The 13020-nt window shown below is 70.3% G+C and carries 11 protein-coding genes and 1 pseudogene; 7 read left to right on the forward strand and 5 right to left on the reverse strand.

What is annotated here, in order from left to right; genetic code table 11:
* Positions 1–28: 28 nt before the first annotated feature.
* A pseudogene (gene soxR / locus G361_RS0140510) lies at positions 29–490 on the forward strand (redox-sensitive transcriptional activator SoxR); the annotation flags it as partial.
* Between the two features lie 121 nt (positions 491–611).
* Here soxR and metG read toward each other — a convergent pair.
* Positions 612–2162, reverse strand: coding sequence for a methionine--tRNA ligase (gene metG / locus G361_RS0140515; RefSeq protein WP_026344107.1), 1551 nt, complete (start codon positions 2160–2162; stop codon positions 612–614).
* 58 nt (positions 2163–2220) lie between these two features.
* Here metG and G361_RS0140520 point away from each other — a divergent pair, with 58 nt between their 5' ends.
* Positions 2221–3048: a TatD family hydrolase gene (locus G361_RS0140520; RefSeq protein WP_019932876.1), complete on the forward strand. Its 828-nt coding sequence runs from the start codon at positions 2221–2223 to the stop codon at positions 3046–3048.
* A 180-nt stretch (positions 3049–3228) separates the two neighbouring features.
* Complete coding sequence (locus tag G361_RS0140525; protein WP_019932877.1) at positions 3229–4374, forward strand: resuscitation-promoting factor; 1146 nt, start codon at positions 3229–3231, stop codon at positions 4372–4374.
* A gap of 51 nt (positions 4375–4425) precedes the next feature.
* Here G361_RS0140525 and G361_RS0140530 read toward each other — a convergent pair whose 3' ends face one another.
* Positions 4426–5190 carry an SDR family NAD(P)-dependent oxidoreductase gene (locus tag G361_RS0140530; RefSeq protein ID WP_026344108.1) on the reverse strand — a complete coding sequence of 255 codons (765 nt, stop codon included), beginning with the start codon at positions 5188–5190 and terminating at the stop codon, positions 4426–4428.
* 171 nt (positions 5191–5361) lie between these two features.
* Here G361_RS0140530 and G361_RS0140535 point away from each other — a divergent pair, with 171 nt between their 5' ends.
* The 3 genes from G361_RS0140535 (at position 5362) to rsmA (ending at position 8739) form a co-directional block, all read left to right on the forward strand.
* Complete coding sequence (locus tag G361_RS0140535) at positions 5362–6531, forward strand: lipase family protein (protein ID WP_026344109.1); 1170 nt, start codon at positions 5362–5364, stop codon at positions 6529–6531.
* Between the two features lie 128 nt (positions 6532–6659).
* Complete coding sequence (locus tag G361_RS0140540) at positions 6660–7808, forward strand: lipase family protein (protein ID WP_026344110.1); 1149 nt, start codon at positions 6660–6662, stop codon at positions 7806–7808.
* Positions 7809–7857: 49 nt separating this feature from the next.
* Entirely contained in the window at positions 7858–8739 is an 882-nt protein-coding gene (gene rsmA / locus G361_RS0140545; RefSeq protein ID WP_019932881.1) for a 16S rRNA (adenine(1518)-N(6)/adenine(1519)-N(6))-dimethyltransferase RsmA, read from the forward strand.
* Between the two features lie 410 nt (positions 8740–9149).
* Here the strand turns inward: rsmA and G361_RS0140550 are convergent, their stop codons facing one another.
* The 3 genes from G361_RS0140550 to G361_RS0140560 form a co-directional block, all read right to left on the reverse strand.
* Positions 9150–11348, reverse strand: coding sequence for a cation-translocating P-type ATPase (locus G361_RS0140550; protein WP_052173041.1), 2199 nt, complete (start codon positions 11346–11348; stop codon positions 9150–9152).
* A gap of 23 nt (positions 11349–11371) precedes the next feature.
* The gene (locus tag G361_RS50620) at positions 11372–11539 is read right to left on the reverse strand and encodes a hypothetical protein (RefSeq protein ID WP_019932883.1); all 168 of its coding nucleotides are present in this window, start codon (positions 11537–11539) and stop codon (positions 11372–11374) included.
* Positions 11540–11675: 136 nt separating this feature from the next.
* The gene (locus G361_RS0140560; RefSeq protein WP_019932884.1) at positions 11676–11885 is read right to left on the reverse strand and encodes a heavy-metal-associated domain-containing protein; all 210 of its coding nucleotides are present in this window, start codon (positions 11883–11885) and stop codon (positions 11676–11678) included.
* Between the two features lie 146 nt (positions 11886–12031).
* Between G361_RS0140560 and G361_RS0140565 the strand changes: the two genes are divergently transcribed.
* Positions 12032–12961, forward strand: coding sequence for a 4-(cytidine 5'-diphospho)-2-C-methyl-D-erythritol kinase (locus tag G361_RS0140565; protein ID WP_026344111.1), 930 nt, complete (start codon positions 12032–12034; stop codon positions 12959–12961).
* Positions 12962–13020: the final 59 nt, after the last annotated feature.

Below are 13020 nucleotides of genomic sequence, written 5' to 3' on the forward strand. Positions count from 1 at the left end.
GCGGATCCCGCCGGACGGAGCCGGGACATTGACGCGCACCCAGCCCTGGCAGGCGAAGGAACTCACTCCCGGGCAGCTGTCCGAACGCAGCGGGGTCGCCGTCTCCGCCCTGCACTTCTACGAGCGCGAGGGCCTCATCACCAGCCGCCGTACCAGCGGTAATCAGCGACGATACGCTCGGGAGACGTTGCGGCGGGTGGCCTTCATCCGAATCTCGCAGCGGGTGGGGATCCCGCTCGCGGAGATCCGCAAGGCGCTGGAAACCCTGCCGGAGGGCCGCACCCCCAATCGCAAGGATTGGGAGCGGCTGTCCACCACCTGGCAGGAGGATCTGGATCAGCGCATCGAACAGCTGATCCGCCTGCGCGACAGCCTGACCGGCTGTATCGGCTGCGGCTGCCTCTCGCTGGCGAGCTGCCGGCTGGTGAATCCGCACGACCAGCTCGGCGACGAGGGCCCCGGCGCCCGGGTGCTGGACGTGAACATCAACTGCGCGAAGGCGCCGGGCTGCGGACCGGACGAGGGCGGGGCGGTGGAGTACCCGCCCCTCGCCGACGAGCCGAAGAGCTGTGTGGCCGACGACCCCGCATCGCTGTGCGGCGCCGAATGATTCAGCTCTTCGGTTCGAGATACTTCGGGAAGACGACTTCCGGTTCCGGCAGCGCGGTGCCCGCGACCAGTGCGGTGGCGATGTCGGCGAAGGTGCGGCCGGTCTGGCCCAGCAGGTCCAGGATCTTCCCGGCGGAACCCGGGATCACCGGCTGCGCCAGGATCGACACGATGCGCAGCACCTCGAGGGTCACGTAGAGGACCGTGCCCTCGCGGGCCGTGTCCCCGGCCTTCGCCAGCGCCCACGGCTGCTGCGCCGAGAAGTACCGGTTGGTCTCGCCGAGCGTGAGCCAGATCGCCTCGAGCGCCAGATGCATCTGCTGCTGGTCGAATTCGGCGCGGCAGCGGTCGAGCAGGCCGCGGGCGCGGTCGAGCAGTTCGGTGTCCTCGGCGGTGAACGCGCCGGGTTCCGGTACCGCGGAACCGAAGTCGCGCGCGACCATCTTCAGGCTGCGCTGCACCAGGTTGCCGTATTCGTTGGCCAGATCGGTGTTGATCCGCCCGACGATCGCGTCGTGACTGTAGGAGCCGTCCTGACCGTAGGAGATCTCGCGCAGCAGGAAGAACCGCACCGGATCCAGGCCGTAGGCGTCGACCAGCGCCATCGGATCGACCACGTTGCCGACCGATTTGGACATCTTCTCGCCCTTGTTGAACAGGAAGCCGTGCACGAACACCCGTTTCGGCAGCGCGACGCCGGCCGACAGCAGGAACGCCGGCCAGTACACGGTGTGGAAGCGGGTGATGTCCTTGCCGATGATGTGCACATCGGCGGGCCAATACCGTTGGAACGCAGCCGAATCCGTATCCGGATAGCCGACGCCGGTGAGGTAGTTGGTGAGCGCGTCCACCCACACGTACATCACGTGCCGCGGATCCTCCGGCACCGGCACACCCCAGTCGAAGGTGGTGCGGGAGATGGACAGATCCTTCAGACCGGCCTTCACGTAGCTGACGATCTCGTTGCGCCGGGTCGCGGGCAGGATGAAATCGGGCTGCGACTCGTACAGGCCGAGCAGAGCGTCCTGATACTTCGACAGCCGGAAGAAGTAGTTGGACTCCTCGCTCCACTCCACCGGCGTGCGGGTCTCGGTGGCGACCCGGGTGCCGTCGTCGAGGACGACGGTCTCCTCCGCGGCGTAGAACGCCTCGTCGCGCACCGAGTACCAGCCCGCGTAGGTGCCGAGGTAGATGTCGCCGGCGGCCAGCATGGCCTCCCAGATGGCGATGCTCGCGCGGGTGTGATCGTCGTCGGTGGTCCGGATGAACCGGTCGTAGGAGATGTCGAGCACCTTGTCCATCTGCTCGAAGACACCCGAATTGCGCCGGGCCAGCTCCTCGACCGGGATGCCCTCGGCGGCGGCCGTCTGCTGCATCTTCTGGCCGTGCTCGTCGGTACCCGTCATGAAGAACACGTCGTACCCGTCGAGCCGCTTGAACCGCGCGAGCGCATCGGAGGAGATGTACTCGTACGCATGCCCGATGTGCGGCACGCCGTTGGGGTAGGCGATGGCCGTGGTGAGGTAGAAGGCGGGACGTTCGGCAGCAGTCATGATCCCATTACTGTAGTCGGCGTGCCTCGTACCGCTCGCGTGAATATCCTCCGACATCATGGCCGGTAAACGACCCGCGCCCGACGCGCCGGAACCGCTGTCCCCGCTGGTGGACGCGCACACCCATCTGGATGCCTGCGGCGCCACCGACGCGGAATCGGTTGCCGCGGTGCTGGATCGGGCCGCCGCGGTCGGGGTCGGCCGGGTGGTGACCATCGCCGACGATCTGGCCGCCGCCCGCTTCGCGGTGCGGGCCGCGCACTGGGATCCGCGCGTGTTCGCGGCGGTGGCACTGCATCCCACCAGGGCGAACGCGCTCGACGACGCGGCGCGGGCGGAGCTCGAGCAGCTGGCCGCCGATCCGCGCGTGGTGGCCGTGGGGGAGACCGGGCTGGACTACTACTGGCCCGGCAAGCTGGAGAACTGTGCCCCGGTCGAGGATCAGGTGGAGGGCTTCCGCTGGCATATCGACCTGGCCAAGCGGCTGGGCAAGCCGCTGATGATCCACAACCGCGACGCCGATTTCGACCTGCTGACCGTGCTGCTGGACGAGGGCGCGCCGGAGACGGTGATCTTCCACTGCTTCTCCTCCGACGCGACCATGGCCCTGGCCTGCGTGGAGCAGGGATACGTGCTGAGCTTCTCCGGCACGGTGAGTTTCAAGAACGCGCACGACCTGCACGAGGCCGCGAAGCTGGTGCCCGACGAGCTGATCCTCGTGGAGACCGACGCGCCCTTCCTCACCCCGCACCCCTTCCGTGGCGCTCCGAACGAGCCGTACTGCCTGCCCTACACCGTGCGCGCGCTGGCCGCGCTGCGCGATCGGGATCCCGGCGAACTCGCCGAGACGCTCACCGCGAACGCCGAACGGGTGTACGGGCTCTAGCCGCGGGCTCGCGAACCGCACACAGCGCCCCGATCCGACATGCGGATCGGGGCGCGGTTCATTACGATGACGGCGGATTGTTACCGACTCGCGGTATCTCCATCAATTCGTTATCCGTAAAGCGGCTGTTCCACGGAGTGTGGTTGGCGGCTCCGACCCCTTCGTTATCGCATTGTTATCATGTCGCTGTACCTGATGAAGTCGCCGCTACGGCGGATCAACTCGTCTCGGTCGCCGCTGTTGTACGCGGCGATTGCGGCATTGCTGCTCACCCTCATGGCCGGTGCGTCGATGGCGATCGTGAGCAAGAAGACGGTGACGCTCGTCGTCGACGGCCAGAAGGTCACGCAGGTCACCATGTCCGGCAACGTGCGCGGCGCGTTGAAATCCGCCGGGCTGGCCCTCGGTTCGCGCGATGCCGTCGATCCCGGCGGTGACGCGACGATCACCGACGGCGAGACCATCACGTTCAACCGGGCCCGGCAGATCGCGCTCACCGTCGACGGCCGCCGGCAGACGGCGTGGACCACCGCCTTCACCGTCGCGGACGCGCTGACGCAGCTGAAGATTCCGGGTGATGTGTTCACCTCGCCGTCGCGGCCGACGCCGCTGCCGCTGCAGGGTGCGTCGCTGGCGGTGACCAGCCCGCGCACGGTGCAGCTGGCCGACAACGGCGGTGCGTTCGGCTATGTGCGGCTGGCCGCGCCGACCGTCGGCGAGCTGCTGACGGTGCAGGGTGTGCCGCTGATCAATCAGGATTCGGTGGTGCCGACGCCGGATACGCCGCTCACCGAGGGTATGAAGATCACCGTCACCCGCAAGCGGATCGAGAATCGGATCGAGCGGGAGCCGCTGGATCCGCCGGAGAACGAGATCGACGATCCGGACCTCAACATGAGCCGGACCGTCGTCGAGAATCCCGGTGTGGCCGGGGTGCAGGACGTCACCTACGCGGTGTCGATCGTGAACGGCGACGAGATGAGCAAGGACGCGGTCGGCAACAAGGTGGTCGTGCCGGCCCAGCCCAAGACGGTCCGGCACGGCGCCAAACCCGGTACCGAGGTGCCGACCGTGCGCGACGGTTCGACCTGGGACGCGCTGGCGAGCTGCGAATCCGGCGGCAACTGGGGGATCAACACCGGCAACGGGTATTTCGGCGGGGTGCAGTTCGATCAGAGCACGTGGGAACGGCAGGGCGGTACGCGCTATGCCCCCCGCGCGGATCTGGCCACGCGGGAGGAACAGATCGCCATCGCCGAGGTGACCCGCTCCCGCCAGGGCTGGGGCGCCTGGCCGGCGTGCACGAGCCGCCTCGGCATCGGGTGATGCTGATGTCACGGGATCGGGTGATGCCATGTCACAGCATCGGGTGAGGGGCTACATCAGCGCGCCGCCGTCGACGCGGATCTCGCTGCCGGTGATGTAGCGGCCGTCCTTCGAGGTCACCATCGCCACCACGCCCGCGATATCGGCCGGATTGCCGAGCGCGCCGCCGTTGATCCAGCCGGTCAGCCGGGCCATCAGACCCCAGTCGGCATCGGCGGGCAGCGCCAGGTTGTCGGTGATGCCGGTGGTGATGCCGCCCGGCACGATGTTCACCGCGCGCAGCCCCTGCTTCACGTATTCCAGCGCCAGCGAGTGGGTGAGCGCGTTGACCCCGCCCTTGGAGGCGGAGTACGCGGCCATGTACGGGTTCGAGCCGAACGCCGCGGTGGAGGAGAAGTTCACGATCACCGGATGGTCGGACTGCAGCAACTGCGGCAGGGCGGCCCGGCACATCAGGAAGGTCCCGGTCAGGTTCACGTTGATGACCTGGTTCCACAGCTCCAGCGACATCTCGTGGGTGTGCGCGGCGCGCATGATGCCCGCGGCGTTGACCAGTACATCCAGCCCGCCCAGATGGTCGGTGGCGGTCGCGCAGGCGGCCTGCGCGGAGTCCTGATCGGAGATGTCGACGGGCACGGTCAGCAGCCGGTCGGCCCGGTCCGCCGCGGCCTCGGCCGTCCCCTTCAGGCCCCGCTCGTCGATGTCGCCCCCGACGACCCGGGCGCCCTCCTCGAGCATCCGGAGCACGATGCCCCGGCCGATGCCCGAACCCGCCCCCGTGACCAGCACTCGTCGTCCGTCGTGTCTGCCCTGCATCGCTCTGCCTCTTCCGTCGCTGCGACACCAACCCTCAGAAACTAGAACCAGTTTCAATTGACGTCAACGACATCCCGGTCGAGCGTCCGGAACCGGGAGCTTTCCACGTTCGCACCCCGTGGCCCGCTATCCTTCGCCCGGGTTTTGCCGCCGACGGAAACGAGGTGTTCGATGCCGGGCAGGTGGAGGCACAAGATCTGGGCCTGGGCCGTGATCGCCGGATGTGGGACGACCGCGATGGTCGTGCCTGCCGCCGGCGTTCCCGCCGTAGCCGGACCTTTGCCGGGTACCACGTCGGCGGTGCTGGCGCAGCCGCCCGGCTGGCACGGCATCGCCGACGGTTCGATCATCGATTACTGGACCTCCGCCTCGGACGGCACCCCGCGGCATGTCAGCGGCGCGCTGTTCGTCCCGCCGGGTAGGGCGCCGGCCCAGGGCTGGCCGATCGTCGCCTACGAACACGGCACCACCGGGCTCGGCCCCCACTGCGGCGGCATCACCGATGCCGGGAACGGGTCGCAACGGGAGGACGAATTCCTGCAGTACTTCCTGTCCCGGGGCTTCGCGGTGGTCGCACCCGACTATGTGGGCCTCGGCCGGTTCGACACCGGCCCGCACCCGTATCTGGAGATCCGTTCCGAGGCGGCGGCCACGATCGACCTGGTCCGCGCCGCGCGCACGGCGAACGCGCAGCTGTCGCGCACCTGGGCGGCGTTCGGGGCCTCGCAGGGCGGCCAGGCCGCACTGGGCGCCGCCCATCTACAGCAGACCCTCGCGCCGGACCTGGACTTCCGCGGTGTGGTCGCCGACGATCCCGAATCCGATGTGGAGAAGCTGATCGTCGCCATCGGCGGCCCGAACGTGCCGGATATCCCGCTGCTGACCGGTCCGACCACCGGATTCGTGGCGATGATCCTGGCCGGTCTGCGCACGGCCCGGCCCGATCTGAACGTGAACAGCTATCTGACCCCCGAGGGTCGCGCGCTGCTCGACCGGATCGAGAAGTTGTGCCTGTACGACATCGCCGCGCACACCGCGGACGTGCAGATCGGCTCGCTGCTGTCGCGCCCGCTCGGCGACGAGGATTTCCGCGACGCGCTGGCGAGCTATATGGAGGTCCCGATCTCCGGCTACGACGCGCCGGTGCTGTTGCTGCTCAACGCCACCGACACCATCGTGCCGGCGCCGTTGCACGCCGTGCTGGCCGCGGAGATGGTCCTCGGCGGCGTCCGTCCCCGGATCGTCATCGGTGCCGACCGGCACACCCAGCTGAACGACAGCATGTGGGCGGCGATGGACGATTTCCTGGACGGCATCACGGCCACACCGCCGCGGCCGTAGGCCCTGTGCGCGACCGGGTTCCGGTGGCCGCCGTCCGATTCGTATGGGCGCCGGGCGGTTTCACCGATCTCTCATGAATGCCCGGTACGCTCCGCCGCGAATCGTATCGGCGGTGGAAGGGGTGTTCGATGCAGGTGCCCGGCGGGTGGCGAGTGCTGGCGGTCGCGACGGCGATGACGGCGGGGGTGGCGCTGGCGGGATCGAGCGGCCCGGCCACCGCCGCACCGGAGCCGGGCACGGCGACCGCGGTGCTCCCGCAGCCCGACGGCTGGCACGGGACCTCCGGCGGTTCGATCATCGAGTATCGGACCACCACCTGGGACGGGTCGCCGGTGGCCGCGAGCGGCGCGTTGCTGGTGCCGCCGGGCCCGCCGCCGGCCGGTGGCTGGCCGATCGCGGCATACGACCACGGGACCTCCGGTATGGCCCAGGACTGCGGCGGCATCACCACTCCCGGCCCCGGGGCGACTCGTCAGGACGCATTCCTCCAGCATCTGCTGTCCCGGGGATTCGCCGTCGTGGCGCCGGATTATCTGGGGCTCGGGCGATTCGACACCGGCCCGCATCCGTACCTGGAGTTGCAGACCGAGGCGTCGGCGACCATCGATCTGGTCCGGGCGGCCCGGGCCGCACATCCGGAACTGTTGTCGCGCACCTGGATGGTGTTCGGCGGTTCGCAGGGCGGGCAGGCGGCGCTCGGCACCGCCCATCTGCAGCAGACCACCGCACCCGATCTGGATTTCCGCGGCGTGGTCGCCTTCGACCCGGAATCGGATGTGGAGAAACTGGTGACCGTCGCCCGGCCGGAGCTGCCGGACGTACCCCTGTTGTCCGGCAACGCCACCGCGCTGGTCGCGATGATGGTGGCCGGATTGCGGAGCAGCCATCCGGATCTCGACGTAGTCAGTTACCTGACCCCGCGCGGGCGGGATCTGGTCGACGCGGTCGGCGGGCTGTGCCTGCCCGACATCGGCGCCCGCGCCACGGGTATGGCGCTGCGCGACCTGTTCGCCCGGCCGCTGGCCGACGATCGGATCCGGGCCGCCGTCACCTCGTATATGGCCGTCCCGACCAGCGGATATTCGGCGCCGGTGCTGCTGTTCCTGAATGCGAACGACGTGGTCGTGCCGTCGCCGCTGCACGCGCTGCTGACCGCCGAACTCACCGCCGGTGGGGTGGCCTTCCGGGTGGTGCCCGGTAACGGCGGGCACACCGAGTGGAATCCGCAGATGTGGGCGGCCCTGGACGAGTTCCTGGCGTCCGTCGCGACGTCGTAGCGGTGTTCCCGCCGAAGCGCCGGAACGGATGCTTGATACCTTGACGGGCATGCCCGAATCCGTCGCCGCCGCACGTGGCCAGGCCGAACTGCTCGGTCCGGCCGAGGTCCGGGCACTGTCCGAGCGGTTCGGGGTGCGGCCGACCAAGCAGCTCGGCCAGAACTTCGTGCACGATGCCAACACCGTGCGCCGGATCGTGACCAGCGCGGGCGTCGGCCGCGACGACATCGTGCTGGAGGTGGGCCCCGGCCTGGGCTCGCTGACACTGGCCCTGCTGGACGTCGTCGACCGCGTGATCGCCGTCGAGATCGATCCGGTGCTGGCCGGGCACCTGCCGGGGACGGTCGGCGAGCGCGCCCCCGGACTCGCCGAGCGGCTGACGGTGGTGACGGCCGACGCGCTGCGGGTCCGCGCCGCGGACCTGCCCGCCGCCCCGACCGCGCTGGTGGCGAACCTGCCCTACAACGTGGCGGTGCCGGTACTGCTACACCTGCTGGCCGAATTGCCTTGCCTCGCAACGGCTCTGGTGATGGTACAGGCCGAGGTCGCGGATCGGTTGTCGGCGGCTCCCGGCTCCCGGATCTACGGCGTGCCGAGCGTGAAGGCCGGATTCTTCGGCACCGTGCGGCGCGCGGGAGCGGTCGGCCGCCAGGTGTTCTGGCCGGTCCCGCAGGTGGAATCGGGCCTGGTCCGCATCGACCGCTATGCCACCGCGCCCTGGTCCCTGGAACCGGCCCACCGGCAGCGCGTCTTCGCCGTCGTCGACGCGGCTTTCGCCCAGCGCCGCAAGACATTACGCGCGGCACTGGCAGGTTGGGCCGGTTCCCCGGCCGCCGCCGAACAGCGCCTCGTCGCCGCCGGGATCGACCCCACCGCCCGTGGCGAAACCCTAGACACCGCCGCCTTCGTCCGCCTCGCCGACACCACCTGACCGGCTCGGCCGGCGCCCGAACAGCGCCGGGTCGCCGCGGGGATCGATCCCACCGCCCGTGGCGAAACTTTCGACGCCGCCTTCGTCGCCTCGCCGACACCGCTCACCCGGCCCCGATCGGTGCGGACGCACCATCGCCGGACCGACTTGCTACCGCCGGGCCTGTTCGGGGGGATTGCTGGTGAGCTGTGCGGGTGCGCGTCGCTCGGCCGAGCCGGCACTGTTCGACCGGTCACGCCGGTGCTGGCCGGGCCGGACCGACTTGCTACCGCCGGGCCTGTTCGGGGGATTGCCGGTGAGCTGTGCGGGTGCGCGTCGCCGGGCCGAGCCGGCACTGTTCGACCGGTCACGCTGGTGTCGGCCGGGCCGATATGTGTCGCTGGCCGGAGCCGGTCCTGTCCGCCGGTGGCTCAGCGGAAGGTGCGGAGGCGGAGGCTGTTGGTGACGACGAAGATGCTGGACAGGGCCATGGCGGCGCCGGCGAGCATCGGGTTCAGCAGGCCGGCGGCGGCCAGGGGGATGGCGGCGACGTTGTAGCCGAAGGCCCAGAACAGGTTTGCGCGGATCGTGCCGAGGGTGCGGCGGGACAGCCGGATGGCGGTGGCGACCGTGCGCAGATCGCCGCGGACCAGGGTGATGTCGCCCGCCTCGATCGCGACATCGGTGCCGGTGCCCATCGCCAGGCCCAGATCGGCCTGGGCCAGCGCGGCCGCGTCGTTGACGCCGTCGCCGACCATGGCGACCACCTTGCCCCGGTCCTGCAACTGCTTGATCACGTCCAGCTTGCCGGCGGGTAGTACCCCGGCGATCACCTCATCGATGCCGACCTGAGCGGCGACCGTGCGGGCGGTGGCGGCGTTGTCGCCGGTCAGCAGGATCGGGGTGAGGCCGAGGGCGCGCAGTTCGGTGATCGCCGCGGCGCTGGTCGGTTTCACCGCGTCGGCGAGGACCATGACGCCGTGCGCGATTCCGTCCCAGGCGACCACGACGGCGGTCCGGCCCGCCGCCTCGGCGGTCTCGCGGGCGGTGGTCACGGCTGGTGGTTCGGTGATCGACCGTTCCGCCAGCAGTTCGGGGCGGCCGATGATCACCTCGCGGTCGCCGACCGTGCCCCGCACCCCCTTGCCGCCGTGATTGACGAAGTGCTGCACCGGTTCCCGGGGCAGAGCGCCGGCGGCGGTGACGATCGCGCGCGCGACCGGATGTTCGGAGCCGTGCTCGACGGCCGCGGCGGTGGCCAGCAGGTCGTCGGCGGTGACGTCGCCGGTCGGGAGCACCTCGGCCAGGGTCATGGTGCCGGTGGTGACGGTGCCGGTCTTGTCCAGCACCACGGTGTCGACCCGCCGGGTCGATTCCAGCACCTGCGGGCCCTTGATCAGCACGCCGAGTTGCGCGCCGCGGCCGGTGCCGACCAGCAGCGCGGTCGGGGTGGCCAGGCCCAGGGCACACGGGCAGGCGATGATCAGCACCGCGACCGCGGCCCCGAACGCGACGGTCGGCGCCACGCCGGTGCCCAGCCAGAAGCCCAGGGTCGCCACGGCCAGGGCGATCACGATCGGCACGAACACCCCGGCCACCCGATCGGCCAGCCGCTGCACCGGCGCCTTGCCGTGCTGGGCCTGTTCCACCAGCTTCGCCATCTGCGCGAGCTGGGTGTCGGCGCCGATCCGGGTGGCGCGGACGGTCAGCAGGCCGCCGACGTTCACCGTGGCGCCGACGACCGGATCGCCCGGACCCACCTCGACCGGCATCGATTCGCCGGTGAGCAGGCTCGCGTCGATCGCCGACGCGCCGCCTTCGACCACACCGTCGGTGGCGATCTTCTCGCCGGGCCGGACCAGGAACCGGTCGCCGACCCGCAACTGCGCCACCGGGATCCGTTCCTCGCGGTCGTCGCGCAGGACGGCGACGTCCTTGGCGCCGAGTTCCAGCAGGGCGCGCAGGGCGGATCCGGCGCGTTCCTTGGCACGCGCCTCGAAGTACCGTCCGGTCAGCACGAAGACGACCACCCCGGCCGCGACCTCGAGGTAGATGTCGGAGGCGGCCGCGCCGCGGTCGACCGCGAGGGTGAAACCGTGCCGCATACCGGGCATCCCCGCGTCACCGACGAACAGCGCGTACAGCGACCAGGCGAACGCCGACAGCGTGCCCAGGGAGATCAGGGTGTCCATGGTCGCCGTCGCGTGGCGGAGATTGACCCAGGCCGCGCGGTGGAATCCGGCGCCGCCCCAGACCACCACCGGCGCCGCGAGCGTCAGCGACAACCACTGCCAGTTGCGGAACTGCAGCGCCGGGATCATGGCAGTGGCGATCACCGGCACGGCCAGTACCAGGCAGATCAGCAGTCGCTGCCGCAGCCGGTCGGCCACCGACTCCGGCGCGTGCTCCGCAGTCTCCGGTGCGGCCGGCGCGTGCACGGTCGCGGTGTAACCGGTTGCCACGACGGTGTCGATCAGCTGCTGCGGCGTGACGGCCGGCGGATGGTCGACGGCCGCCTTCTCGGTGGCGTAGTTCACCGTCGCGGTGACGCCCTCGATCCGGTTCAGCTTCTTCTCGATGCGCGCTGCGCAGGAGGCGCAGGTCATGCCGCCGATGTCGAGTTCGATCATCTGCGCGGCGGGCTGTCGCTCGCTCACGGCCGATGTCCTTCGTGGTCGTGTCCCGGGCTCGCCGGGGCGGTGGAATGCGTATCAGCAGTGGGCGAGGCGGGATCGCCGACGAAGCCGCCGAGGCCGAACGCCGCGGCGAAGACCATGATCAGCCCGCCGCCGAAAACGGCGAGCCGCACCCGATCACTCATCACCGCCTCCTTCGCTGTGGGCGAGCCGATGTGGCGATTCTGCCCGCGGCCGCCCCCGGTCGGTGGAGTCGCACACCGTGCTCGGTGTGCGAGACCGAGATTCCCACGTGGGGACGTTGTGCCGGCGCGTGACCGCTCACGCGTCCGCGAGCCGGTATCCGGCCTCGTCGACGGCGGCCAGCACGGCGGCACTGTCGATGGGGGCGGCGGATTCGACCTGGACCCGGCCGGTCTCGAGGTCGACGTCGACGCCGGTCACGCCGGGAATACCGGCGATCTCCCTGCGGACCGACGCCACGCAGTGGCCGCAGGTCATGCCGGTGACGGTGTAGGTGCTGGTGGCCATGTCGATCTCCTCCGGATATACGGTACGGGGGTATGCGGGTACAACTCGAAAATACCCCCCATGGGTACCCTCGTGCAAGCGGTCCCGTCGTGCGCGCGGGCAGGTGTGGCGGCGGGTGTCGGCCGCGCCAACTACCCTTATGGCTCGTGCTTTCCGTTGTCCCCGGTCCCGTGGTGGTACGAGCCCCCTCGAAGGTGAATCTCCACCTCGGCGTGGGCGAACTACGCCCGGACGGGTATCACGACCTGACCACGGTCTTCCAGGCATTGTCGCTGAGCGACGATGTGTCGGTCGCACCGGCCGCCGCGCTGTCGGTGAAGGTGGCCGGGGAGGGCGCCGCCGAGGTGCCGACGGATCGCGGGAATCTGGCCTGGCAGGCGGCCGTCCGCATGGCCCACCTGGCCGGTCGCGCGCCGCTGGTGGAGATCACCATCCGCAAGGGCATCCCGGTCGCCGGCGGGATGGCCGGCGGCAGCGCCGACGCCGCCGCCGTGCTGGTGGGCCTGAACGAGCTCTGGGATCTGGGCCTGCCCCGCGACGAACTGGCCGAGGTCGCCGCGCGACTCGGCAGCGATGTGCCGTTCGCGCTGTACGGCGGCACCGCGCTCGGCCGCGGCCGCGGTGAGCAACTGCTTCCGGTGTTGTCGCGCAACACTTTCCACTGGGTACTCGCGCTGGCCAAGGGTGGCCTGTCCACTCCGGTGGTATTCGGGGAACTGGACCGATTACGAGAGCAGGGCGAACCGCCGGAACTCGGGGAGCCACAGGCGTTGTTACAGGCGCTGGCCTCCGGGGATCCCGCGCAGCTGGCCCCGCTGCTCGGCAACGACCTGCAATCGGCGGCCCTCTCACTGAAGCCCGAGCTGCGCCGCACCCTCCGCGCCGGTGTCACCGCTGGGGCCCTGGCCGGGCTGGTCTCGGGATCCGGCCCGACCTGCGCCTTCCTCTGCGAGAGCGAGGAGGCCGCGGTATCCGTCGCCGCCGAACTGGCCGGCGCCGGCGTGTGCCGCAGTGTCCGCACCGCCGACGGCCCGGTTCCCGGCGCCCGCGTCATCGACAACGCGCACCGCCGCTGAACCCCGCGCGGCACCCCGCGCGACCGGGCCACCACCGGTTTCGTGAGAGCATGGGTAGT

The sequence above is a fragment of the Nocardia sp. BMG111209 genome (assembly GCF_000381925.1).
In the GTDB taxonomy this organism is placed as follows: Bacteria; Actinomycetota; Actinomycetes; order Mycobacteriales; family Mycobacteriaceae; genus Nocardia.